A 24,625-nucleotide genomic window follows, 5' to 3' on the forward strand; every position below is an offset into this window, starting at 1 on the left:
ACTGGGTGCCTGCTCGTTTGTTTTAATTTTCAGGTTTGAATCCGGGTTTTCCGTTTTTTTCGCGCCATTGCTTGATTGTATTCAGCACACCAGCAGGGCTGTCCTCGACATCTTTTTCAGGGTAATAAAGAATGTCGGAACCGCTCGGGTGTTCGGACGTTGCAACGATGTTGTCGACGTATGCATCATGTTGCCTCTCTGACCGGAATTTTCCTTTGAATAGCCGTTCAATAACTGCCAGGTATTCTGACTCTGTGTAGTGTTCCAGCTTGTTTTTTAGTCTCACGTTAAATTCCTCCTGTATTGGAATGCAATTCGATGTGTTGTTTTGGTGTTAGCACAGTTAAATTGCTGATGTCGTAAACTTCGCCACCCTTATTAATTGGCACGATATGGTGTATCTCAAGTTTTTTACGCAGACCTATTTGTTCCGAGGCTGGCGCTCTTGGAGCCAAGCCATCTCTTAAGTCTTTTTTGCTTACTTCTGAAAATTGTTCATATAACGTTTGATCCTTTCCTATCGCTTTCCAAAACGCCTTGCGAAATGCCCTGAAGTTCGAAAATCTGCGTCCTCTCAACTTGTCCGCAATCTGCGCCGGAATCGGTGCCCCGGCCGGCGTAGAGGCCGCTCCCAACCAGTGACCCGAAACCGCTTGCCCCGTCCCGCTTGCGACCCCGGGATCCTGGCGACGGTCCCTGAAAACCGTGAATATCGGGGGGATACCCGACTCACTCGGAAAAATCGTGATGTACCCACCGAATCCGTACAGATCCAGTTCAGGGAACGGATCTATTCGACCGCTTGAGGGTGTTATATCGGCCCCTGGGTAGATCGGTAAGCCGGTGTCGAAAACAGGAAAGCCGGTTGAGGCGGGCAGCGGATCCGTCAGCGGCGTCCAGGTGACGATTGGCCCTTTGGAATCGGCATTGGCGACTGACGTGTAAACATTTTTCTGCACGTCGAATTGCGCAAGACGCACCGGTACATTGCTGGTAACCGTTACGCCGTTGGTACGAGCCACGACGATCTCGACCCGATTGCCTTTCGTCCTTGTGCCGAGCCTTACAGGTACATCGACTTCACCGTCGGTGGCAGCCACCTCATACAGATCGGTATCCAGCTCGGGGGCGAGTTCCGAGAGCGGGACGCTTGCGGAGAACAGATCGCCGTTCCCAAGTTCGGAGGGAACAAGCAAGGCGGCGAATCCGACGGCTGCCGTCGACAGACTCGTCAACGCGATGGAGACCGCAGTGCGAAGCGAGGCTTTTAATACCTGGGCACTTGCCGGAGTGGTGCTTATGTTGCCGAGTGTTCCCGAAAACGCTGGGCCATAGGCGGCTGATCCAGCGTTGGCGAATAAAGGTTTGTGCCAGCGAGCTTCTGCCTGCGCCTGGGCTTTCAGGCGGGCCTGTCGCAGTGCTGCTCTTCGCGCTTTCTGTTGTGTTTTTTGTTGTTGCTCAAGACGTGTCTTTTCAGCTTGCTGTCGGATGTGCTGATCGATACGCGATCTTTCAACTTCAAGAAGGCGTTGGCGCTCAGCCATTTCCTTGAGCCGTGTCTGTTCGGCAACTTGCTGCGCCGCCGCTTCAGCCAGCCGCACTTGTTCTTGAGCGTTGATCTGTTCCTGCTCACGACGTGCGGCATCGGCAATAGCTCTCTGCCGATGTTGTTCGGCTGCGACACGAGCGTTTTCCAATGCTGCTTGATGGGCTTCTTCCGCCAGTCGCGACTGTTCGGCTGCTTGCAACACCGCCAAGGTATTTTGCAGTTCGGCGGTGCGCTGATTGAGGTACTGCAGAACCTGGGCCGCCACCCGCGCGTCATTGGCGGCATGGAGAGACCTTTGCAGCGCTTGCATGGCGATACCGTTGGGCCCCGGCCACTTTTCCACAGTCGTGGCCTTGGTCATGAATTCGTTGACATGTCGATTGAAGGGATCGCCGCCATAAAACTCATGGGCCGCGACGGTCTTGCTGTGAAATTCGTATGCCTTGCGTTGGCTCAGTGTGTGCACTACGCCAAGTTCTCGAACGATGGATTGCACGGGTGGAAGTGGGTGGGTGGGGCCTTCGGATCTGACGCCTGCAAGTTCGGCTTCGATGGTATGGGGTAGTTGGCCTAACCGGTTTTGATAATCCAGTTCCAGCGCGGTTGTCGTTGTGCGAATCGTTTGCAAGTTCTGATAGTAGGTACTGACACCATGACCGAATGGTCCCGCACGATTGTCATTCGAAGTACGCGGGCCAGGCCGCATGTGGTCAGGTGCCACGCCTTTTATTTCGAGCGCGGTATCGATTTGAAGAAAACCGGGCCTGGAAGTATCAGGTGGCTTCGGTGGGTTTTGCATATTCATATCCTTTTGAATGTGCGTAATGAATTGAAGGGGTAAAACGACGGAGTTAGAAAAAAAATACATGCCGCTGGCCAACGATCCTTGTTGTCAGTGGATGCTTGAATTGTTTTTAAGTTACAACAAAGTCCGAGTTCGCAAGTCTGGGAAATCTATAAGTTAAGGCTTGTTCTCTTGAATGAACTTTCGACATTTTTATAAATGAGGGGGATGTGTACTTCTGCGCGATAGGAAAATTCCTATAGCGTTTTCAGAGTTGTCTAGCAGGACGCGGAGCCGATTTTGTATCAGGCATAAAAAAGGCCGCTGCAAACGCAGCGGCCAAGGTAAGACGTTGGATCAAGGAGCTACAAATCAACGTCAGTGAACACCGGGGCGATAAGTCGACGATTCGGCTCATCTGAAATCGGTCAGCGGTGGCGCGACTTGCTCGGCAGCCACGGCTGGGCGTTTTACGGCGTGTGCCGTGAAAGCCCGCTCACAATAAGGACTTGAGCCCAAAGGAAAAATAGCGATTCCAGACATGCACTGTTACGGGGCGTGCAACAGTCGTGTCCGGCGACGCCAGCTCACTGAATAAAGTGCGGCGGCTTCACGTTGGCAGGTTGTCGGCCTGATAACCCATCCGCCAACTGACGGCTCGTGCGGCGGCCAGCAAGCGCCTGGCCGCCGGGCCATTCTCGTCGGCGTGAAACAGCGAGGTCGGGCCGACAATCGTCAGCACCGCGGCGATCTGCCCGACCGCGTTGAACACCGGGGCCGACAGCGCATCCACTCCCGGCATCAACAACCCGTGTACATGATGCAGACCGCGCTCGCGGATCTGTTCACACAGGCTCGCGTAGGTTTGTTCATCCGCCAGGGGGTGGTCGGCGACGGCGATTTCCACTTCGCGCAGTTCAGCGGTTTCCCGATGCGGCAGGTAGGCACTGAATACCAGACCCGTGGAGGAACTGAGCAGCGGCAATACCGAACCCAGTTGCGTGACGACCGTCACCGCGCGCACTGCCGGCTCGATGTGCACCACAGTCGCACCCTGATTGCCCCACACCGCCAGAAAGCAGGTCTCGTTCAACTCGTCACGCAACTCGGACAGCGGCAGGGCGGCGACTTTCAGCACGTCCATGCTGTTGAGGGCTGCCAGACCGACGCGCAACGCTTCACGGCCGAGACCGTAATGGTTGGTGGCGGCGCTCTGTTCGGCAAAACCACTGGCGATCAATGCCTGAAGATAACGGTGCACCTTGCTGGCCGGCATCTGCACATGTTCGGCCAGACGTGACAAAGACGTTGAGGGCGACAATTCGGCCAACGCCTTGAGGATGTCGGTGCCGACCTCGGCCGAGCGGACTTTCTGTTTACCGTTGCTGTCGCTGGTTTTTTCCATGGTGCGGCCGGGATCCGAATACGAATGGGCGTCTTTATAGCTTGACGCTGGATAGCGAGCAAATTACGTTATGCGTAATCGAATTACGATAATAACAACCCCGGCGTGCCAAGACCTCTGACCCAGAGCGCTCGGCCATGCCGACTCCCTGTTCAGGAGGCTCCATGAACCTCGATTCAAATGCGTCGGAGCTGGCTTATCAGTCTGGTTTCGGCAACGAATTCAGCAGCGAAGCGTTGCCCGGCGCACTGCCGATCGGCCAGAACTCCCCGCAAAAAGCCCCGTACGGTCTCTACACCGAATTGCTCTCCGGCACCGCATTCACCATGACCCGCAGCGAAGCGCGGCGTACCTGGATGTACCGGATTCAGCCGTCGGCCAATCACCCGGCGTTCGTCAAACTGGAGCGGCAACTGGCCGGCGGCCCGCTGGGCGAGGTGACCCCCAATCGCCTGCGCTGGAACCCGCTGCCGATCCCCGAGGAGCCGACCGATTTCCTCGACGGCCTGGTCGGCATGGTCGCCAACTCGGCGGCGGAAAAGCCTGCTGGCATCAGCATCTACAACTATTGCGTCAACCGCTCGATGGAGCGGGTGTTCTACAACGCCGATGGCGAATTGTTGCTGGTGCCGCAACTGGGGCGGCTGCGGATTGCCACTGAACTGGGTGTGCTGGAAGTGGCGCCGCTGGAAATCGCCGTGCTGCCGCGCGGTCTGAAATTCCGCGTCGAACTGCTCGATGCGCAAGCGCGCGGTTACGTTGCCGAGAACCATGGCGCTCCGCTGCGTCTGCCGGATCTCGGGCCGATCGGCAGCAACGGTCTGGCCAATCCACGGGACTTCCTGGCCCCGGTTGCCGCCTACGAAAACCTGCAACAACCGACGACCCTGGTGCAGAAATTCCTCGGTCAGTTGTGGGGGACAGAACTCGATCACTCACCGCTGAACGTGGTCGCCTGGCACGGCAATAACGTGCCATACAAATACGATCTGCGCCGTTTCAACACCATCGGTACCGTCAGTTTCGATCATCCCGATCCGTCGATCTTCACCGTGCTGACCTCGCCGACCAGCGTGCACGGTCTGGCCAACCTCGATTTCGTGATCTTCCCGCCGCGCTGGATGGTTGCCGAGAATACCTTCCGGCCGCCGTGGTTCCATCGCAACCTGATGAACGAATTCATGGGCCTGATCCAGGGTGAATACGACGCCAAGGCTGAAGGCTTCGTGCCCGGCGGTGCATCGCTGCACAGTTGTATGAGCGCCCACGGCCCGGACGGCGAAACTTGCACCAAAGCGATCAACGCTGAGCTCAAGCCGGCGAAAATCGACAACACCATGGCCTTCATGTTCGAGACCAGTCAGGTGCTGCGCCCAAGCCGCTTTGCCCTCGACTGTGCGCAACTGCAATCCAATTACGACGCCTGCTGGGCCACGCTGCCCGCCACGTTCGACCCGACCCGGAGATAACTCATGACTCAGACTTCCATGACCCGCAGCTGGGTTGCTTCGGCCAACGGCCACGCGGATTTCCCCCTGCAAAACCTGCCACTGGGCGTATTCAGCATCGGCGGTTCAACCCCACACGCCGGCGTCGCGATCGGTGAACACATTTTCGACCTGCAGGTGGCGCTCGAAGCCGGTCTGTTCGACGGTGCCGCTCGCAGTGCGGTCGAAGCCATGCGCGGCGGTCTGTTGAACGCCTTCTTCGACCTCGGTCGCGAAGCCCGCGTAGCCTTGCGCAGTCGCTTGCTGGAATTGTTCAGCGAGGGCAGCAGCCATCGCGGCGCCATCGAAGCCCTGGGCGTAAAACTGCTGCCACTGGCGGCCGATTGCCAGATGCACCTGCCGGCGCGCGTCAGCGACTACACCGACTTTTATGTGGGCATCCAGCACGCAGAGAACGTCGGCAAACTGTTCCGCCCGGACAATCCGCTGCTGCCGAACTACAAGCATGTGCCAATCGCTTATCACGGTCGCGCCTCCACATTGCGCCCCTCCGGTACTGACGTGCGCCGCCCCAAAGGCCAGACACTGCCGGCCGGTGCGAGCGAGCCGACGTTCGGCCCGTGTGCGCGTCTGGACTACGAGCTGGAGCTGGGGATCTGGATCGGTCAGGGCAACGAGATGAGCGAGTCGATTGCCATCGGTGATGCCGCGGAACACATTGCCGGTTTCTGTTTGCTCAATGACTGGTCGGCCCGCGATATCCAGGCCTGGGAATACCAGCCGCTGGGGCCGTTCCTGTCCAAGAGTTTCATGACCAGTATTTCGCCGTGGGTGGTGACGGCGGAAGCGCTGGCGCCGTTCCGCATTGCGCAACCGGCGCGCCCGCAGGGTGATCCGCAGCCCCTGCCGTACCTGCTGGACAAACGCGATCAGGACGCTGGCGCCCTCGACATCCAGCTGGAAGTGCTGCTGCTCACCGAAACCATGCGTGAACAGAATCTGCCGGCCCATCGCCTGGCGCTTAGCAACACCCGCTACATGTACTGGACCGTCGCGCAAATGGTCGCGCACCACAGCGTCAACGGTTGCCAGTTGCAGGCCGGTGACCTGTTCGGTTCGGGCACCTTGTCCGGCCCCCAGAGCGATCAGTTCGGCAGCCTGCTGGAAATCACCGAAGGCGGCAAAAAGCCGATCGAGCTGGCTTCCGGCGAGGTGCGTAAATTCCTCGAAGACGGCGACGAAATCATCCTGCGCGCGCGTTGCGCCCGTGACGGTTTTGCCTCCATCGGATTCGGCGAATGCCGTGGCAAAGTGCTGGCGGCACGCTGACCGGAGCCGATCATGGATCTCTACACTTACTACCGCTCCACATCGTCATACCGGGTGCGCATCGCCTTGGCGCTGAAGGGGCTCGACTATCAGGCGCTGCCGGTCAACCTGATCGCGCCAGAAGGTGGCGAACATCGGCAAGCGGCGTATCTGGTGCTCAACCCGCAAGGCCGGGTGCCGGCGTTACGCACCGATGACGGCGAGTTGTTGATTCAGTCGCCGGCGATCATCGAGTATCTGGAAGAGCGTTATCCACAGGTGCCGCTATTGCCCGAAGACCTCGTCGCCCGCGCTCAGGTGCGCGGTGTGGCGGCGGTGATCGGCTGCGACGTGCATCCGCTGCACAACGTCAGCGTGCTCAATCGCCTGCGTCAGTTGGGGCACGGCGAGCCGCAGGTGGTGGAATGGATTGCGCACTGGATCAGCCAGGGGCTGGCGACGGTGGAGCAGTTGATTGGCGACGAGGGGTTCTGTTTCGGCGAGTGGCCGTGCGTGGCGGATGTGTATCTGATTCCGCAGCTGTACGCGGCCGAACGTTTCAATGTATCGCTGGAGGCTTATCCACGGATTTGCCGGGTGGCGGCGCTGGCGGCTGAGCATCCGGCGTACATCAAGGCGCATCCGGCGAATCAGCCTGATACCCCTTGACCTTGTGGGAGCGGGCTTGCTCGCGAAGACGTCCTGTCAGTCAACATTCATGTGACTGACTCACCGCTTTCGCGAGCAAGCCCGCTCCCATATGGGATCTCGGTTGCCCCATAAAAAATCATAAAAACAAGACAGGTGCCTTGCGATGCACAACCAGATTGCCAGCTTTCGGGCCGCACTCGACGCCCGTCCTGTGTCCCGCTATCAGTGGTTGCTCTTGATTCTGCTCGCGTTGTTGCTGGTCACCGACGGTTATGACGCTCAGGTGCTCGGGTATGTGGTGCCGGCACTGGCGCAAGACTGGGGCCTGGAGAAATCCGCGTTCGGACCTGTGTTCAGTGCCAACCTGCTGGGTCTGACCCTCGGTTCGCTCGCGGTGACGCCGCTGGCCGACCGCTTCGGCGTGCGGCGGATTCTGCTGGCGTGCGTGCTGATCTACGCCAGCCTCACGGTGCTGATGGTGTTCGCCAACTCCCTCAACACGCTGATGATCGCGCGCTTCATCTGCGGCATCGGCATGGGCGGGGCGATGCCCAGCGCGATGGCCTTGATGTCGGAGTATTCGCCGCCGCGCCTGCGCACATTGATGGTGACCCTGGCGGCCTGTGGGTTTTCTTTCGGTGGGGCGGCGGGTGGGTTTGTCGCGGCCGGTTTTATCGATCGTTTTGGCTGGCAAGCGGTATTTCTCGCCGGTGGCGTCACGCCGCTGCTGCTGTTTCCGTTTCTGTGGTGGATGTTGCCGGAATCGCTGCCGCGTCTGCTGCGCGATGCGCCACCCTACGCGCGCCTGCGCCAGGTCACCGCGCGCATGCTCCCGGACTGGCAACCGCCGGCTGCTTCGGTCGAACAGAACGAGTACGAACAGGGCAGCAAACTGACGGTGGTCGAGTTATTCCGCAATGGCTATGCGCGGCCGACGCTGCTGATCTGGGCGACGTTTTTTGTCAGCCTGATTCTGTTGTATTTCATGATCAGCTGGCTGCCGACCCTGCTGCTGGAAAGCGGCCTGAAACTTAATGAAGCCAACCTGGTGACCTCGATGTTTCTGTTCGCCGGCACCGTGGGCGCGGTGTGCATGGCGTGGTTCGCCGACCGCCTGAAGCGCAAGGTGCGCCTGCTCTGTGCGGTATTGGCCGGGGCGGCGGTGTGTACGATTCTGCTGGGCTTGAACCACGACAATCCACGCTATCTGGTGGCCTGTGTGTTTGCGGCCGGGTTCTGCATCATCGGCGGGCAACTGACGCTGAACGCCTTCGCCAGCAACTTCTACCCGGCCCATGTCCGGGCCACGGGCACTGGCTGGGCGCTGGGGGTAGGGCGATTCGGTTCGATACTCGGGCCGCTGCTCGGCAGCCTGCTGCTGGCGATGCACATTCCGGTGGCACAGATATTCTTCTTCTGTGCGATTCCGGCGGTTATCGCGGCGCTGTTGATCATTCAGGTGCGCTCGCCCTCGGAAATCACACCGTCCCCTGTAGGAGCCAGCCTGCTGGCGAAGAACGATAACGCGGTCTGACAGCAAAATCCGCGTCGCCTGCATCGCGGGCAAGCCACGCTCCCACAGGGTTCGGTGTGAGCCTGGTTATCTGCATCACACAGATCCTGGTGGGAGCGTGGCTTGCCCGCGATGGCGATCTGAACTTCGATGCATTCATCGCTGACACGACGCTTCGCGAGCAGGCTCACTCCTGCAAAAGCGTTCAGTGAACAACAGAATTCGGCGGCAGATGCCCGAGCCGTTCAGTCAGGCGCAAACGCTGGATCGGATCGTCGCTGAGCAGCAGCGCATGTTCCAGATCGAAGCGTTCGGCATTCGGGCAGTCGAGGCGTTGATACAGGCTGGCGCGTGCCAGATAGTCGGCGGCGCTGGCGCTGCCCAGTTCCAGCACGCGTTCGGCATCGATCAGCGCGGCGATGTAATCCTCGTGTGCCAGATGCAGCTGCCGCAGATTGCGTGACAGGCGCTGGAGCATCTGCTGCGCGGTGGCAGTGGCCAGATGCTCGGCATTGAGCTTGAGGTGCGCACCGTACTGGCGTTGCAGCAACTCCCGGCAATCGTTGGGATACAGGCGGCGTCCGCCACAGGGGTCGAGCAAATGATCGGCGCCGGGCACCCGCAGCAGGAAATGACCGGGGAAATTCACCCCGACCAAGGGGATCTCCAGACCGCGCGCCAGTTCCAGGGCAATCAACGCCAAGGCCAACGGCTGTCCGCGCCGGGTCTGCAACACCTTGTGCACCAGCGCAGCCTGGGGGCGCAGCGGCAGAAAGTCGTCCTTGGCGAAGCCCAGATCATTCATGCGCCGCAACAAGGGTTGCGCCAGTTCGCTGACCGGCAGCAAGGGCAAGCCGTAGCTGATCCGCTGTTGCAGCTCCTTGACGTCTTGCTGCAGCGCGTCGACATCGAGACCTTTTTCATGCTCGGCGGCCATCCACAGCGCGGCTTCGAACAGCGCGGGCGGTGAACGGTGCAGACACTGGAAAAAACGCTGACGCGGGCTCATCTGAATCTCCGGGCAATGCCTCGTTTTAGCCCGGTCCGTGCCTTTCGTCCAGTGCTGACCCGGTTATGCCGCAAAGTCGTGTTCCACGCGGGCGCTTATTCCGCCGCGCTTCAGCAATTTTTGCGCGCAAGCCTATACTGGCGTCTACCAGAAGTGATTCGGGAGCCTGCCGATGTTCGCTCTCATGCAAAGCACTCGCCTGGAATCGCTGCACCTCAGCGTTGACCCGAGCACCGGGTTGAAGGCGGTCATTGCCATTCATAACAGTCGCCTCGGGCCAGCCTTGGGCGGTTGCCGTTACCTTGCCTACCCCAACGACGAATCTGCAGTCGAGGACGCCATTCGTCTGGCCCAAGGCATGAGCTACAAGGCGGCACTGGCCGGTCTCGAGCAGGGCGGCGGAGTGGCGGTGATCGTACGCCCGGCGCATGTGGAAAATCGCGCGGCGTTATTCGAAGCGTTTGGTCGCTGTCTCGATCAGCTCAACGGTCGTTTCATCACCGCCATCGACAGCGGCACTTCGGTGGCAGACATGGATTGCATCGCTCAGCAGACCCAGCATGTCACCAGCACCACTTCGGCTGGCGACCCGGCGCCGCATGCGGCGATGGGTGTATTCACCGGGATCCGCGCCACGGCCATGGCGCGACTGGGCAGCGACAACCTCGAAGGCCTGCGCGTGGCGATTCAGGGCCTGGGCAACGTCGGTTATGCGCTCGCCGAGCAGTTGCACGCGGCAGGTGCCGAATTGCTGGTCAGCGACATCGATCACGGCAAGGTGCAACTGGCGATGGAGCAGCTTAACGCGCATCCGATCGCCAACGACGCATTACTCAGCACACCTTGCGACATCCTTGCGCCGTGCGGCCTCGGCGGCGTGCTCAACAGTCATACGGTGACGCAACTGCGTTGCTCGGCGGTGGCGGGTTCGGCCAACAATCAACTGACGCATCTGGATGTCGCCGATCAACTGGAGCGGCGCGGTATCCTCTATGCGCCGGATTACGTGATCAATGCCGGTGCGCTGATCTACGTTTCGCTCAAGCACCGCGGCGAAGAGTTGGGGACAATTACGGCGCACCTGTCGAAGATTTCCTCGCGCCTGACTGAAGTGTTTGCTCATGCGCAGGCCGAGAAGCGCTCGCCGGCGCGGGTGGCGGATGAACTGGCCGAGAAAGTTTTGTATCGCTGAAAAGCAAAAGATCGCAGCCTTCGGCAGCTCCTACAGGGAAACGTATCCCAAATGTAGGAGCTGCCGAAGGCTGCGATCTTTTAATGGGTCAGCGATTACTTGGCAGCTTTCACCGCTTTGGCCGGTTTGGCCGGCGCTTCATCGGATTCTGCCGACTCAGTCACTTCAGCCACTGGCTCGGCCGGCGCACTGATCAACTCCGCCAACGCATCAGGCTGACTCTTGAACGCCTTGGCAAATACATCGCGGTTCTTCGCCATGTAGATCCCGACTTCTTCAACCTGCTGCTCGTTCAGCGACGGCACGGCTTTCTGCAACACTTCGGACAGCATCTCTGCCAGTTCGAGCATTTTGTCATGACGGTCAGCTTCGGCTTTATCCATGAACAAGCGCTCCAGATCTCGGCTGCTGCGGTATACCACTTCGACGGCCATTCACCACCTCACATGCCTTCACATTTAGTTGTCTTGGCGACTACTGTATTTATATACAGCGAAAGGATAAGCGAATCCCTGCGCTTTGGGTAGTGGCTTTTCAATGTAGACCGGATTTCGGGTCGTCAGATAAATCGTGTGAAGGCTATTCGCGAGCAAGCTCGCTCCCACAGAGGCGGAGGCAGGCTGGCATGTGCGGCCAAACGCCACAGCGCGGCTTTCGCGCCGGCTCGCCATGATGGCGTGGCCTCTTTTCTGCATGACGCTCCACACGTGCAGAAATCGTCACGTTCAACACGCATCATCCGCCCGAGTCGGGCTAAGGAATCTCATCGTGAAAATCAACTGGGCCGAGAAACTGCGGCAAAACGTGCATCAACTGGCCGAGTCCCTGGGCAACCTGTTCGTCGAGACCTTCCACTATCTGGCGCTGTTCGCCATTGGTGCGGTGACCGCATGGGCAGCGGTGATGGAGTTCCTCGGCATGCTCGAAGAGGGCCACATCAAGATCGATGACATTCTGTTGCTGTTCATCTATCTGGAGCTGGGGGCGATGGTCGGGATTTACTTCAAGACCAACCACATGCCGGTGCGCTTTCTGATCTACGTCGCGATCACCGCGTTGACCCGCCTGCTGATCTCCAACGTCTCGCACCACAACCCGCCGGACATGGGCATCATCTACCTGTGCGGCGGGATTCTGTTGCTGGCGTTCTCGATCCTGGTGGTGCGTTACGCCTCGTCGCAGTTCCCCTCGGTGAAAATCGAGAAACCGCAGCGCAAGATCGGCCTTGGTTCCGGGGAACACCCGGAGATCGAGAAGGGCGAACTTTAAAGGCCGGCCGCCGCTCGGGACTGGCCCTCAATTGACTGCGGTGGCGGCGGCAGCCCGGCGCCGCTGGTCATCGCTTCGAGGATCGCCATGGCGCTGTGGCCCTGTTCGATGGCGATGCCGAATTGAATGCTTTGCACCAGCCGCCGCAAGCGCTCAGGGTCGTTGCGTTGTTCGCTGCTGATCATGCGTTTGGCCACGATGCGGCCGCTGCTGGACAGGGTCAGCATGATGCTGCCGTCCAGCCCCTGAATGCTCAGGTTGATCTGATAGTCCGGCGCGAAGGCATCGGTAATGATCTGAAAAGGGTTGTCCATGATGCGTCACCGCCTGATTGAACGTGCAGTTGTTGACCGGCCGTGATCGGGTTGGTTCGCCATACCGGACCATCGGCCATTCCGTGGCCTGTGTGTTGCTTTTGTGTAGGAGCTGCCGAAGGCTGCGATCTTTTGATCTTGCTTGTGATTTTGAAAATCAAAGTCAAAAGATCGCAGCCTGCGGCAGCTCCTACATAGGACATAGCAAGGGCTGTGCCGGGAAAATTGTTGGACAATGGATACGGCATAAAAAAGGCGAGCACCCGGCTCGCCTTTATCATTTGTGGCCCGTTTCAGGGCAGAACCGAGAAGATGATCGCCGACAGTGCAATCAGGCCGATCAGCACCACAAACACGTTCGACGCCTGACCCGAATACTGGCGCAAGGCTGGCACACGGCGGATGGCGTACATCGGCATCAGGAACAGCAGACAGGCAATCACCGGACCGCCGAGGGTTTCGATCATGCCCAGAATGCTCGGGTTGAACGTGGCCACGGCCCAGCAGCTGAGGATCATAAACAGCGCGGTGGCACGGTTCAGCCAGCTCGCCGACATCACCTTGCCACGACCGCGCAGACTTTTGACGATCATGCCCTGGAAACCTTCGCTGGCGCCGATGTAGTGGCCGAGGAAGGATTTGGTAATCGCCACCAGCGCAATCAGCGGCGCGGCATAGGCAATGACAGGGGTCTGGAAGTGGTTGGCCAGGTACGACAGGATCGAAATGTTCTGCGCCTTCGCCGCCGCCAGATCGGCCGGTGACAGCGCCAGCACGCAGCTGAAGCAGAAGAACATCACCGTCACCACCATCATGCCGTGAGCCATGGCGAGGATGCCGCTGCTCTTGCGCTCGGCCTGAGCGCCGTAGCGCTGTTTCTGGTCAACCGCGAACGCCGAAATGATCGGTGAGTGGTTGAACGAGAACACCATCACCGGGATCGCCAGCCACAGGGTCTTGAGGAATGTCGACAGCGGCATGGCCTCTTGCGCGCTGGCGAAGAACGCGCCGTTCCAGTTGGGGATCAGGCTCAGGCCGAGCAGCAACAGCGCGGCAACGAACGGATAGACCAGCACGCTCATGGCTTTGACGATCACGTTCTGCCCGCAACGCACGATCGCCATCAGGCCGAGGATCAGCACCAGCGACAGGATCGCGCGAGGTGGCGGGGTGGTATGCAGTTGGTGCTCGAGAAAACTGCTCAGGGTGTTGGTCAGCGCGACGCTATACACCAGCAGAATCGGGAAGATCGCGAAGAAATACAGAAGGGTGATCAGCTTGCCGGCGCCGATGCCGAAGTGTTCTTCGACGACTTCGGTGATGTCGCCCGAACGCCCGGACAGCACGAAACGGGTCAGGCCCCGATGGGCGAAGAAGGTCATCGGGAACGCCAGCAGCGCCAGGATCAGCAACGGCCAGAAACCGCCGACACCGGCGTTGATCGGCAGGAACAAGGTGCCAGCACCAATCGCGGTGCCGTACAGGCCGAGCATCCAGGTGGTGTCGGATTTGCTCCAGCCGTTGTCGGCCGTTTCTGCGTTGCGTGTGCGATCTACAGCGGGATTTTCGGCAGCAGGTGTACGTACATCGGTCATCGTTTTTGCCTCGTTATTATTTTTGCTCGGGCTCACGGTTGGCAGGCCGCAGGTGGCGGCCTGCCGGGGCGCTCAGGGAATGCGCGTCAGCACTCCACCCAGCTCACGGCCAGGCCGCCCCGTGAAGTCTCTTTGTATTTGTCGTGCATGTCGGCGCCGGTATCGCGCATGGTGCGGATCACCCGGTCGAGGGAAATGAAGTGTTGGCCGTCGCCGCGCAGGGCCATTTGTGTGGCGTTGATCGCCTTCACTGCGGCGATGGCGTTGCGCTCGATGCACGGCACTTGCACCAGGCCGCCGACCGGGTCGCAGGTCAGGCCGAGGTTGTGTTCCAGGCCGATTTCGGCAGCGTTTTCCAGTTGCTCCGGGGTCGCGCCGAGCACTTCGGCCAAGCCGGCAGCGGCCATGGCGCAGGCCGATCCGACTTCGCCCTGGCAGCCGACTTCGGCGCCGGAGATCGAGGCATTTTTCTTACACAGAATGCCGACCGCGGCGGCGCCCATGAAGAACGCAACCACGTCGTCATCGGACGCCTGCGGATTGAATTTCATGTAGTAGTGCAGCACCGCCGGAATGATCCCGGCCGCGCCGTTGGTCGGTGCGGTCACCATGCGCCCGCCCGCGGCGTTTTCTTCATTGACCGCGAGGGCGAACAGGTTGACCCACTCCATCGCCGACAGCGTCGAGCTGATCACATTCGGTTTGCCGATCTCCAGCAGACTGCGGTGCAGCTTCGCCGCGCGGCGCGGTACGTTCAGGCCACCGGGCAGAATACCTTCGTGGCGCAGGCCCTGTCCGACGCACTCGCGCATCACCGACCAGATGTGCAGCAGGCCCTGGCGGATTTCCTCGTCGCTGCGCCAGGCGCGTTCGTTGGCCAGCATCAGCTCCGAGACGCGTAGGTTGTGTTGCTTGCACAGACTGAGCAATTCGGCAGCGCTGGAAAAATCGTAAGGCAGCACCACATCACCGATCGGCGCTGTACCGGACTCGGCTTCTGCGGCTTCGATGATGAAGCCGCCGCCAATCGAGTAGTACGTCTGCGTGAACAACTCGGCGTCTTCACCGAAGGCTGTCAGCGACATGGCGTTGGGGTGGTAGGGCAGGCTTTCGTCCAGCAGCAGGAGATCGCGCTGCCAGTCGAAGGCAATGTCTCGCCGACCGGCGAGGGACAGCAGGCCGCTGTCGCGCAGTTGCTGGATGCGTGGGTCGATGGTCGCTGGATCGATGCGGTCCGGCCATTCGCCCATCAGACCTATGACCGTGGCGCGGTCGGTGGCGTGGCCGACGCCGGTGGCCGACAGTGACCCGTACAAACGGATTTCCACTCGACGCACATCGTTCAGCAAATGCTGCTCGATCAGCGCTTGGGCGAAGGTCGCAGCAGCGCGCATCGGGCCGACGGTGTGGGAACTGGACGGACCGATGCCGACCTTGAATAAATCGAAAACACTGATAGCCATGCTAAAGCCTTACAAGCAATGGAGTAGGAATCGCTGCCATCTTTTGTAGGACAAGCGCAATGTCGGCGATACTGCCTACCTCGGTCCGAGGTGACCAACGAAATTTCCTAAGAAAGCCTTTAGCAGGACTAAACGATGAGTCGTCAATTGCATGCCCAGACTTATGTCTGGCTGCAGGTGTTTTCCTGTGCCGCGCGGCACCTGTCATTCACCCGTTGCGCCGAAGAACTGCATATCACCCCGGGGGCGGTCAGCCAGCAGATTCGTCAACTTGAAGAGCGCCTCGGCTTTCGCCTGTTCCACCGTCGCGCGCGGGGTGTGGAGCTGAGTGCGGAAGGGCAGCGTCTGGCGATTACGGTCAATGAGGCCTACGGCAGCATCGATGCCGAACTGCGCCGACTGGACGCCGGGATGATCAGCGGGATTCTGCGCCTGCGCTCGATTCCATCGTTCCTCAGCAAATGGCTGACCCCGCGCTTGCCGCGTCTGCAGCAGCGCTATCCGGATATCCAGTTGCGCCTGGTGGCCGAGGACAGCAGCGTGCCGTTGCACGAGGGCGATTTTGATCTGGCGATCGATTTGAACGACGGCAGCTACCCGGGGCTGTTATCCACAGCCTTGCTCGATGAACAGATTTTTCCGGTGTGCGCGCCGAGCCTGTTGCGTGGGCGTCCGCCCCTGCATGGACCGGCGGATCTGGGGCATTTTCCGCTGTTGCACGACATCACGGCCTGGCGCGGCAGCTACGAATACGCGGAATGGGAGTTTTATCTCAACGCCATCGGTTTCGAGGGCGCCGACGTACGGCGTGGCCACACCTTCAATCGCAATCACCTGACCATCGAAGCGGCGATTGCCGGGATGGGCGTGGCGATTGCCCGGCGTACGTTGCTCAACGATGAGCTGGAACGCGGGACGCTGATCGTACCGTTCGGGCTGTCGGTGCCCAATCACAAACGTTACGTGTTGTTGTATGCGCCTGGAGCGCTGAGCCATCCGGGCGTGCGTGCAGTGCATGACTGGCTGGTGGAGGAGGCGGGGATTTTCCGTAGCTTGCACCCGTTGAACGACGGGCAATTGTGAGCAGATTTTGCAGGGTTGCGAGGCGAGCCAACTCCCGACCTTACCAGTGACTTGCGCGGTTGTCCGGCTTTTTTTGCGAATGAATATTTATCTTTTTTCAGGGGTTGAAATGTTCGTCAGTCGGGCCGATTGTTGTAACCAGGAGGTCAGGAAATTCAATTCAAGGCCTCTCGCGAGCTAGCTGAAATAAGGGATGAACTATGCAAATCCAAGTCAACAGCGATAACCATATTCAAAGTAGTCAACGACTGGAGGAGTGGGTACGTACAACCATTGAGAGCACGCTCGAACGTTATGAGGAAGACCTTACCCGTGTCGAAGTCCACCTGAGCGACGAGAACGGCGACAAACCAGGTCCCCATGACTTGCGCTGCCAACTGGAAGCGCGGCCAAAAGGCCATCAACCGATTTCCGTCACCCACAAAGCCGACTCGCTGGAACAGGCGATCGATGGAGCAGCCGAAAAACTCGAGCATGCGCTGGAGCACCTGTTTGGCAAACTGCGCGGCAAACCCCGCGCCGCCATCGTGCCATTCAGCAAAACCAATGACGCGCTGCTGGAGGAAGAGTTTCTGGAGAACGAACAGGCAGCGATCAACAGTTGATACGCTGATTTCACAAGTCACCCAATGAGAACGGGCTTGCGCATGCAGGCCCGTTTTTGTTTGTGGCTGGATGAGTCCCTCACCCCAGCCCTCTCCCGGAGGGAGAGGGGGCCGACCGAGGTGTGTTGCAAGTTACATCGACCTGCAAGACCGAGTCGATTATGGATTCGGTGAAGCAGAATCAGGTCGGTGAATGTCTGAAGCATTCCGCCCCTCTCCAGGAGTTAGAGGGCCGACCGAGGTGTCTTATGAGTTACACCGACCTGAAAGACCGAGTCGATTATGGATTCGGTGAAGCAGAATCAGGTCGGTGTACCTCGCAAGCATCCCCCAATCAGTCCCCTCTCCCTCTGGGAGAGGGTTAGGGTGAGGGCGTTCTGCGATTCGCTGCAATTCTCGTGATCTGCTCTAGCACATCGTCCATCTGCCGGATCACCTCAAGATTGCTGAAGCGCACGACTTCAATGCCCTTTTGATTCAGATAGCGCGTTCGGCGCCGGTCATGAATCAGTTCCGGCGTTTCATAGTGCTGACCGCCGTCCAGCTCAATCGCCAACTTCAGCTCAGCGCAGTAGAAATCCAGCACGTAAGGTGGGCAGGGAAACTGCCGGCGAAATTTCAGATGGGCGATTTGCCGAGAGCGTAGTTTTTGCCAGAGCAGGTGTTCGCAGTCGGTTTGGTTGACGCGTAGCTGGCGGGCGAATTGGGCGAGGGTGGGGCGATTTTGCACGCTTCACGATCCTTGTGAAGTGGGTTTGAAGTTTTACTGTAGACCATGAGCCGCTGACCCACTGACCCACTGACCCTCACCCCAGCCCTCTCCCGGAGGGAGAGGGGGCCGACCGAGGTGTTTTGCGGGGTACGTCGACCTGAAACACCGAGTCGATTATAGATTCGGCAAAGAGGTTTCAGGTCGAGTCGATTATGGATTCGGCAAAGCAGAATCAGGTCGGCGTACCTCGCAAGCATCCCCCAATCAGTCCCCTCTCCCTTTGGGAGAGGGCTAGGGTGAGGGGCTTTTCAATCCTCAGAACACCACAAATGTCTGTACATAAACCGTGCGCGGTTCACCCACGTACTAGTAGTCCCCTCTCCCTCTGGAAGAGGGCCAGGGTGAGGGGGGGGCAACCATCAGAACGCCACAGATGTCTGCACATACACCGTGCGCGGTTCCCCCACGTACTTGCCTTTGTTGTTGTCATCGAACGAACGGGTGAAGTACTGGGTGTTGAAAATGTTCTTCACCCCCACCGCGACATTCAGATCCGACAGCTGCGGGCCGAAGTCATAAGCCGCACGGCTGCTGAACAGCATGTAGCCGGGGATCTTGCCGGTGCTGCCATCGGCGCTTTCCTTCGAGGTGTTGGCGTTGTCGGCGAACTGGTCGCTCTGGAAGCTGCTGTCGACGTTGAGCTTCCATGGCCCTTCGGTATAACCAACGCCAAGCGTGCCTTTGTGTTTCGACGAGAACGGCACGCGATTGCCCTTGTTCGGCCCGTCTTCGCGGATGGTCGCGTCAACATACGCATAAGTGGCGTACACATCGAAACCGGCCAGTGCCGGGCTCAAGTCATCCAGCGCGTAATTGACGCTGGTTTCAATACCCTGATGGCGGGTTTCACCCCGGGCGATCACCGAATCGTTGGTCTGATTGCTTTCGTATTGATTGTCGAAGTTGATCAGGAACGCGCCGATCTCCGCGCGCAAGGCGCCGTTGTCGTAACGGGTGCCGAGTTCCCAGGTGCGGGCTTTCTCCGGTTTGACTTCGCCGCTGCTCACGCGATTGGGCATCTGACTGTATTGCACACTGCCGAACGAGCCTTCGGTGTTGGCGTAAAGATTCCAGCTGTCGTTCAGGTGATAGAGCACGTTCAACGCCGGCAGCGCGGTGTTGTAGTCGCCCTTGTATTTGGCGTTGGTCAGGTTGTTGGTCTGCTGCGACTCGATCATCTCGTAGCGCACGCCCGGGGTGATGGTCCATTTGCCGATGTCGATGCGGTCGTCGACGAACAACGCATTGGCTTCGGTGCCGCCGCGGGTATCGCGATCATTGCGGCTGTCGGTGGTCGGGTATTGGTTGCTGCTGATCGGCGTGCGATAGCGCAACTCGTGGCCGGCCTCGTTGATGTAGCGGTAGCCGACGCCGACTTCATGGCTGGTCGGGCCGAGGTCGAAGCCTTGGGCGAAACGCGTTTCGAAACCGCGTACCCAATACTCGCGCGGTGATAGCGAGAGGAAGCTGCCCTGATCCAGATAACCGCTGCGCAGGGTTTTGGTGAAGAAGGTGTTGGCGGTGAACTCGCGGCGATCTTCCTGATAGCGATAACCGAAGTTGAACATGGTGCGCCGGCCCCAGAACTGGTCTTTCGGACGCGTCGACTGGTACGGATCGGCGTCGTAATCGGCAACGCTGAGACCGCCGGGCATGTCGGCCCTGCCCTCGTAATACTGGGCCATGGCGTTAAAGCTGTTGGCTTCGTCGAGCTGGTACTTGCCCTTGAGAATCAGGTCGTCGATCTCGCTGTCGCTGTGTTCACGCCAGTCGCCGCCGCGGGTGCCGGAGTACAGCAGCGCGCCGCCCAGGCCGTTTTCATTAGTGCCGCCGGCCAGCAGGTTGGCGCTGGTCTTGAAGCCATCATGGCTCGACGACGGGCTGGTTTCGGTCTGGAAGCCGCCCTTGACCGTCGGCGCATCGGGAATGGCACGGGTCACGAAGTTGACCACGCCGCCGACGTTCTGCGGCCCGTAACGCACCGCGCCGCCGCCCCGCACCACGTCCACCGCGTCCATGTTGCCCATGCTGATCGGCGCAAACGACAACTGCGGCTGACCGTAAGGGGCGAACGGTACGGGAATGCCATCCATCAACACCGTGGAGCGCGCCGCCAGCCGCGGGTTGAGGCCACGGATGCCGAAGTTCAGCGCCATGTCGTGGCTGCCGGTGCCGTTGTTTTCCGGCGCGTTGACCCCGGGAATGCGGTTGAGCACATCGCGCGCCTGAGTCGCGCCTTGACGTTCGAAGTCTTCGCGGCGAATCACGTCGCGGGCGCCCGGATGCTCGAAGACGTTGACCTGCGCTGCGTCACCCAGCCAGTCGCCGACGACCTTCGACGTATCCAGCTCCAGAGCGGTATCAGCAACAGGTTGCAAACTGAAGGCATTGTCGCCCTCGGCGCGGGCTTGCAGGCCGGTGCCTTCGAGCAACGCGTCGAGACCCTGCGCGGCGGTGTAGTTGCCTTCCAGGCCTCGGCTTTGCACGCCGCTGGTGATCTGCGAGCCAAAGGAAATCAGCACGCCGGCTTCACGCCCGAACTGGTTGAGGGCGTTTTCCAGCGAGGCCGGGGCGATGTGATAAGCCTTGGTTTCGGCGGCGAGGACGGGCAGGGCGCTGAAACTCAGGCTGGCGCCGAGCACGAGATGACGCAGACTGCGGGCCAGTGGGGTAAGACGGGTGGAGGGCATGGATGATGATCCTGAGAAGGTTGAATCAAGGGGGCTTTCCTTCTCTGTCACGCCAGATCTGAAAAACGGCTCATTTATTTTTCAGATCAAAAGATCGCAGCCTGCGGCAGCTCCTACAGGATCTTTGTAGAGCTGCCGCAGGCTGCGATCTTTTGCTCTTGCTGCTACACCCGCGCCTCAACACTGATCCAATAACGGGTAAAGCGCCGCACCCTGACCGGCAAACTGATTTGCAGCAGGTCCAGAATCCGCTCGCTGTCATCCAGTGGATAAGTCCCGGAGATCAGCAGGTCAGCGACTTTTGCATCGCAGTGCAGTTGCCCACGACGATAGCGGCCAAGCTCATCAAGAAAATCCCCCAGGCGCATGTGGGCAGCGATCAGCATGCCTTCGGCCCAGGCGCCGCTGTTGGCGTCCAGCGGCCGTGCTTCGCTGATCGACGTCGAGTTGAAACTCAGTTGACGGGCGACGGGCAATAACAGCGGCGCCCGCCCGTGGGCGTACAGTTCGACCTGGCCTTGGAACACCGCCACCTGCGTACGATCAGCAAACTGCCGCACGTTGAGGCGCGCCGCCTGGGTTTTCAGAATGCCCTGAGCGGTTCGCACTTCGTATGCTTGCGTGGTACTCAGCAGGATCTCGCCTTCCAGCAGCCGAATCAGCCGTTGCATGCGGTCCACGTCCGCCGCACTCGCGGTATTGAGTTGCAACTGGCTGTCCGCGCCCAGCGATACCTTGCGTCGCTCACCCAGCGGGCTGCGGTAATCGGCGAGCAGCGAAGGCAGCGGATTGTGCTCGCGCAGGCTCCAGGTGGCGGCGGAACCGGCACCGAGGATCAGCAACAGTTTCAACGCCTGACGCCGACTGGTGGATTTCGGCCCGTTCAACGTCGCGTGGGCCAGCGGCGGAGACACGCCGCGCAGGCGCTGGTTGACCCGCTGAATATGTTCCCATGCCCGCCGGTGTTCGCTGTGCGCATCCAGCCATTGTTGCCAGGCCTGTTGCTGGCGCGGGGAGAGCGTGCCTTGCTGCATTTTCAGCAGCCAGTGCACAGCTTGCTCGGCGACTTGCGCGGAGAAGTCCGGGACGCGGTTCATCGGGCGAAGTAGCAGCGCAGCGCTGCCTTGTGCAAATGACGTTTGACCGTGGCCACCGAGATGTTCAATTCAGCGGCGATCTGCGGATAGCTCAGGCCATCGACCTGCGCCAGCAAAAAGGCGCGCTTGACCAGACGCGGCAGGCCATCGAGCAATTGATCCAGCTCGACCAGGGTTTGCAGGATGATCGCTTTATCTTCTTCCGAAGGCGCGGTGACTTCCGGCATCTGCGCCAGGGTTTCGAGGTAGGCACGTTCCAGATCCTGGCGCCGGTAATGATTGAACAACACGCGTTTGGCAAGGGTGGTGAGGAAGGCGCGCGGTTCGATGATCACCGCCGGCTCACGGGCGCTCAGCACGCGGATGAAGGTGTCCTGCGCCAGATCCGCCGCGCGTTCCGGACAACCGAGCCGGCGCCGCAACCAGCCAGTGAGCCAGTTGTGGTGGTCGTGGTAGAGCGCTTCGACGGGATGGGCGGATGGCAACGGTATTACTCCGGGCGCATGCGGCATGCGTTAGAGAACAAGAACTGTTCGCATTGTAGAGGCGGGGAGTGCGTCCGGCAATCGGATGCTTTTGCGTATGAGAATATTTATCATTAATATTGATCGCCTGTGGGTTCGGCTTGTCGCCGGACGTTTTCGTTTCAGGGTCGAAACATGAAAGGCAAACTCGCCTCACTTCCCATGTCCTATCGTCTGGCGGTTACCTCGCGGGTGCTGGCCGCGGTGTTTGGCGGCTATCTGGTCGCGGCGCTGGCCAGCGTCGCCCTGACGATGTGGCTGCCATTGAGCCGCGCCGAAGCGGTGGTGACCGGCATGACCATTTCCTTCCTGGTGTATCTGGTCGCGGTGCTCTGGTGTTTCGCTTGCCGCACGGCGTGGTCGGCGTGGGTCGGATTGCTGGTGCCGAGTGTGATTCTGGCGACGGTGTCCGGTGCCGCCCGCGGTTTGGGGTACGCATGAAAGAGGGTTTTCGCCAGGCCATGGCCTGGCTGCACACCTGGGCCGGACTGCTGTTCGGCTGGTTGCTGTTCGCGATTTTCCTCACCGGCACATTGGCCTACTTCAAGGATGAGATCAGCCACTGGATGCGGCCGGAAATCCCGCTGCGCGCCATCGATTCAGCGGCCAGCCTGAACCTGGCGCAAGGCTATCTGCAGCAGCACGCCCCGAATGCCTCGCGCTGGCTGATCGATCTGCCGAACGCCCGGGATCCGGCGCTGACCGTGCGTTGGCAAGACACACCGGCCGAGGCCGGTAAGCGTGGAGGCTTCACGCAAAAGACCCTCGACGCGCAAACCGGTGGCGAAATTCAACCGCGCGAGAGCATGGGCGGCGAGTTCTTCTACCGCTTCCATTTTCAGTTGCAGATGCCTTATCCCTGGGGCCGCTGGCTGGCGACGATCGCCGCGATGGTGATGTTCGTCGCACTGATCAGCGGGATCATCACCCACAAGAAAATCTTCAAGGACTTCTTCACCTTTCGCCCGCGCAAAGGCCAGCGTTCGTGGCTCGACGGGCATAACGCGGTCGGTGTGCTGGTGCTGCCGTTTCACCTGATGATCACCTACAGCAGCCTGGTGATTTTCATGGCGATGGTCATGCCGGCGAGCATCCTCGCGTCGTATGGCAGCAACCTCGGTGCGTTTTACGCCGAGGTGTTTCCCGAAACGCCGACGCCGGAGCGCGCGGGCCAGCCCGTCACCTTGGCGCCGATGGCGCCGTTGTTGAGTCGTGCGAGTGAGCACTGGGCCGGCGGGCATGCCACGCGGGTAACGGTGATCAACCCCGGTGACGCCAATGCCAGCGTGCAATTGTCACGCGCCAGTTCCGACAAGATCGCCTACGAATACGGCAGCGACGTGACCTTCAACGGCGTTACCGGGCAGCTGCTCGGCGCCACGCCCGACAAGCCGCTGCCGATGACCATTGCCGGTGGTTTCTACGGTTTGCACATCGGTCATTTCGCCGGGCCGGTGCTGCGTTGGCTGTACTTCATCTGTGGCCTGGCCGGCACCGCGATGATCGGCACCGGGCTGGTGATCTGGCTCGGCAAGCGTCAACTCAAGCACGCCAAGAGCGGTGTGATGCCGTTTGAACTGCGACTGGTAGAGGTGCTGAACATCGCCAGCATGGCGGGACTGCTGGTGGCAGTCGCGGTGTTGTTCTGGGCCAATCGGCTGTTGCCGCTGAGCCTGAGCGGGCGCGCCGATTGGGAAGTGAATGGCTTCTTCATCGCCTGGGGTTTAAGCGTGCTGCACGCGCTGCTGCGTCCGGGGCGCAAAGCCTGGGTCGAACAACTGACGCTGGCGGCAACGTTGTTCATCGCAGTGCCACTGCTGAACGCGTTGACCACTGCGCATCACCTTGGCGTCTCGCTGAAGCAAGGTGACTGGGCGCTGGCCGGGTTCGATCTGAGCTGCTTCGGCGCGGGCCTGTTTCTGGCCTGGGCCGCGTGGAAAATGCAGCGCGCCGGGCATGGGGTTCGAGTGCAGAAAACCCCTCGCGCAGCAGCGCGGCCGATCACCCTTGAGCAGGGGACGCACTGATGCTGCTGGCGCTGTTGCTGTGTTATGCCGGGTTCACCGCCTTGTGTCTGTCGATGCCGCGGCATCACGATGATCTGCTGGGCCACAAGCCTTCGGCTGGCCGCGCACGGCATCTGAAGGTTGCCGGATGGCTGTTGCTCGGCGCTTCACTCTGGGCCGCAGTGGTAGCCAACGGCTGGAGCCTGGGTCTGGTCGACTGGTTCGCGGTGTTGATGTGCAGCGCATTGCTGCTGGTGCTGCTGATGCCGTATCGACCGAAACTGGTGTTGGCCCTGGCGGTGCTGAGTCTGCTGGCCACACCGGTCGCTGCATGGGCGCACTATTGAA

Annotated in this window: 22 protein-coding genes and 1 pseudogene; 11 read left to right on the forward strand and 12 right to left on the reverse strand. The window is 60.1% G+C overall.

All coding sequences use genetic code 11. The annotated features are described in order from the left end of the window. Positions 1 to 22 precede the first annotated feature (22 nt). The 3 genes from ACXR0M_RS04245 to ACXR0M_RS04255 form a co-directional block, all read right to left on the reverse strand. A complete protein-coding gene (locus tag ACXR0M_RS04245; protein ID WP_458830210.1) occupies positions 23 to 286 on the reverse strand; it encodes a bacteriocin immunity protein in 264 nt (87 codons plus the stop codon). A 1-nt stretch (position 287) separates the two neighbouring features. Beyond that, entirely contained in the window at positions 288 to 2,348 is a 2,061-nt protein-coding gene (locus tag ACXR0M_RS04250; protein WP_458830212.1) for an S-type pyocin domain-containing protein, read from the reverse strand. Positions 2,349 to 2,943: 595 nt separating this feature from the next. After that, positions 2,944 to 3,738: an IclR family transcriptional regulator gene (locus ACXR0M_RS04255; protein WP_458830213.1), complete on the reverse strand. Its 795-nt coding sequence runs from the start codon at positions 3,736 to 3,738 to the stop codon at positions 2,944 to 2,946. A 164-nt stretch (positions 3,739 to 3,902) separates the two neighbouring features. Here ACXR0M_RS04255 and hmgA point away from each other — a divergent pair, with 164 nt between their 5' ends. The 4 genes from hmgA (at position 3,903) to ACXR0M_RS04275 (ending at position 8,679) form a co-directional block, all read left to right on the forward strand. Next, on the forward strand, positions 3,903 to 5,207 hold the full coding sequence (gene hmgA / locus ACXR0M_RS04260; protein WP_458830215.1) for a homogentisate 1,2-dioxygenase: 1,305 nt from the start codon (positions 3,903 to 3,905) through the stop codon (positions 5,205 to 5,207). Positions 5,208 to 5,210: 3 nt separating this feature from the next. Further along, on the forward strand, positions 5,211 to 6,515 hold the full coding sequence (gene fahA / locus ACXR0M_RS04265; protein WP_458830217.1) for a fumarylacetoacetase: 1,305 nt from the start codon (positions 5,211 to 5,213) through the stop codon (positions 6,513 to 6,515). 12 nt (positions 6,516 to 6,527) lie between these two features. Further along, the gene (maiA, locus tag ACXR0M_RS04270) at positions 6,528 to 7,163 is read left to right on the forward strand and encodes a maleylacetoacetate isomerase (RefSeq protein WP_458830219.1); all 636 of its coding nucleotides are present in this window, start codon (positions 6,528 to 6,530) and stop codon (positions 7,161 to 7,163) included. A 145-nt stretch (positions 7,164 to 7,308) separates the two neighbouring features. Continuing rightward, positions 7,309 to 8,679 carry an MFS transporter gene (locus ACXR0M_RS04275; protein ID WP_458830221.1) on the forward strand — a complete coding sequence of 457 codons (1,371 nt, stop codon included), beginning with the start codon at positions 7,309 to 7,311 and terminating at the stop codon, positions 8,677 to 8,679. A gap of 184 nt (positions 8,680 to 8,863) precedes the next feature. Here ACXR0M_RS04275 and ACXR0M_RS04280 read toward each other — a convergent pair whose 3' ends face one another. Further along, complete coding sequence (locus ACXR0M_RS04280) at positions 8,864 to 9,667, reverse strand: SirB1 family protein (RefSeq protein WP_458830223.1); 804 nt, start codon at positions 9,665 to 9,667, stop codon at positions 8,864 to 8,866. Between the two features lie 172 nt (positions 9,668 to 9,839). On the opposite strand from ACXR0M_RS04280, the gene ACXR0M_RS04285 reads away from it, so the two are divergent. Continuing rightward, complete coding sequence (locus tag ACXR0M_RS04285) at positions 9,840 to 10,859, forward strand: Glu/Leu/Phe/Val dehydrogenase family protein (RefSeq protein ID WP_458830225.1); 1,020 nt, start codon at positions 9,840 to 9,842, stop codon at positions 10,857 to 10,859. A gap of 179 nt (positions 10,860 to 11,038) precedes the next feature. Here ACXR0M_RS04285 and ACXR0M_RS04290 read toward each other — a convergent pair. Continuing rightward, positions 11,039 to 11,293: pseudogene (locus ACXR0M_RS04290) on the reverse strand (YebG family protein); the annotation flags it as partial. A 334-nt stretch (positions 11,294 to 11,627) separates the two neighbouring features. Between ACXR0M_RS04290 and ACXR0M_RS04295 the strand changes: the two are divergent. After that, on the forward strand, positions 11,628 to 12,128 hold the full coding sequence (locus ACXR0M_RS04295) for a phosphate-starvation-inducible protein PsiE (protein ID WP_458830227.1): 501 nt from the start codon (positions 11,628 to 11,630) through the stop codon (positions 12,126 to 12,128). On the opposite strand, the gene ACXR0M_RS04300 is transcribed toward ACXR0M_RS04295, so the two are convergent. The 3 genes from ACXR0M_RS04300 to ACXR0M_RS04310 form a co-directional block, all read right to left on the reverse strand. Beyond that, entirely contained in the window at positions 12,125 to 12,442 is a 318-nt protein-coding gene (locus ACXR0M_RS04300) for a DUF3509 domain-containing protein (protein ID WP_458830229.1), read from the reverse strand. The genes ACXR0M_RS04295 and ACXR0M_RS04300 overlap by 4 nt on opposite strands. A 293-nt stretch (positions 12,443 to 12,735) precedes the next feature. Then, positions 12,736 to 14,037, reverse strand: a complete 1,302-nt coding sequence (locus ACXR0M_RS04305) for an HAAAP family serine/threonine permease (protein WP_458830231.1) — start codon at positions 14,035 to 14,037, stop codon at positions 12,736 to 12,738. Positions 14,038 to 14,123: 86 nt separating this feature from the next. After that, positions 14,124 to 15,500, reverse strand: coding sequence for an L-serine ammonia-lyase (locus tag ACXR0M_RS04310; protein ID WP_458830233.1), 1,377 nt, complete (start codon positions 15,498 to 15,500; stop codon positions 14,124 to 14,126). 135 nt (positions 15,501 to 15,635) lie between these two features. On the opposite strand from ACXR0M_RS04310, the gene ACXR0M_RS04315 reads away from it, so the two are divergent. Continuing rightward, positions 15,636 to 16,583 (forward strand): LysR substrate-binding domain-containing protein, encoded by a 948-nt coding sequence (locus ACXR0M_RS04315; protein WP_458830235.1) that lies wholly within the window; start codon positions 15,636 to 15,638, stop codon positions 16,581 to 16,583. 200 nt (positions 16,584 to 16,783) lie between these two features. Then, on the forward strand, positions 16,784 to 17,188 hold the full coding sequence (locus tag ACXR0M_RS04320; protein WP_458830237.1) for an HPF/RaiA family ribosome-associated protein: 405 nt from the start codon (positions 16,784 to 16,786) through the stop codon (positions 17,186 to 17,188). A 361-nt stretch (positions 17,189 to 17,549) separates the two neighbouring features. Here the strand turns inward: ACXR0M_RS04320 and ACXR0M_RS04325 are convergent, their stop codons facing one another. The 4 genes from ACXR0M_RS04325 to ACXR0M_RS04340 all read right to left on the reverse strand — a co-directional run bounded on the left by ACXR0M_RS04325 (position 17,550) and on the right by ACXR0M_RS04340 (position 22,259). Next, positions 17,550 to 17,918, reverse strand: a complete 369-nt coding sequence (locus ACXR0M_RS04325; protein WP_458830238.1) for an endonuclease domain-containing protein — start codon at positions 17,916 to 17,918, stop codon at positions 17,550 to 17,552. Between the two features lie 401 nt (positions 17,919 to 18,319). Next, positions 18,320 to 20,650 carry a TonB-dependent Fe(3+) dicitrate receptor FecA gene (fecA, locus tag ACXR0M_RS04330; protein ID WP_458830240.1) on the reverse strand — a complete coding sequence of 777 codons (2,331 nt, stop codon included), beginning with the start codon at positions 20,648 to 20,650 and terminating at the stop codon, positions 18,320 to 18,322. Positions 20,651 to 20,814: 164 nt separating this feature from the next. Next, a complete protein-coding gene (locus ACXR0M_RS04335; RefSeq protein ID WP_458830242.1) occupies positions 20,815 to 21,747 on the reverse strand; it encodes a DUF4880 domain-containing protein in 933 nt (310 codons plus the stop codon). Next, positions 21,744 to 22,259, reverse strand: coding sequence for a sigma-70 family RNA polymerase sigma factor (locus ACXR0M_RS04340; RefSeq protein WP_458830244.1), 516 nt, complete (start codon positions 22,257 to 22,259; stop codon positions 21,744 to 21,746). The genes ACXR0M_RS04335 and ACXR0M_RS04340 overlap by 4 nt, the downstream gene beginning before the upstream one ends. Before the next feature lie 147 nt (positions 22,260 to 22,406). Here ACXR0M_RS04340 and ACXR0M_RS04345 point away from each other — a divergent pair, with 147 nt between their 5' ends. The 3 genes from ACXR0M_RS04345 to ACXR0M_RS04355 are packed head-to-tail and all read left to right on the forward strand — an operon-like array spanning position 22,407 to position 24,624. Next, positions 22,407 to 22,712 carry a DUF3649 domain-containing protein gene (locus ACXR0M_RS04345; protein WP_007967542.1) on the forward strand — a complete coding sequence of 102 codons (306 nt, stop codon included), beginning with the start codon at positions 22,407 to 22,409 and terminating at the stop codon, positions 22,710 to 22,712. Beyond that, a complete protein-coding gene (locus ACXR0M_RS04350; RefSeq protein ID WP_458830246.1) occupies positions 22,709 to 24,298 on the forward strand; it encodes a PepSY-associated TM helix domain-containing protein in 1,590 nt (529 codons plus the stop codon). The genes ACXR0M_RS04345 and ACXR0M_RS04350 overlap by 4 nt, the downstream gene beginning before the upstream one ends. Beyond that, entirely contained in the window at positions 24,298 to 24,624 is a 327-nt protein-coding gene (locus tag ACXR0M_RS04355; protein ID WP_458830248.1) for a DUF3325 domain-containing protein, read from the forward strand. Before ACXR0M_RS04350 ends, ACXR0M_RS04355 begins: the two co-directional genes overlap by 1 nt. Position 24,625 lies beyond the last annotated feature (1 nt).

It is taken from the genome of Pseudomonas sp. Eth.TT006 (assembly GCF_054456575.1).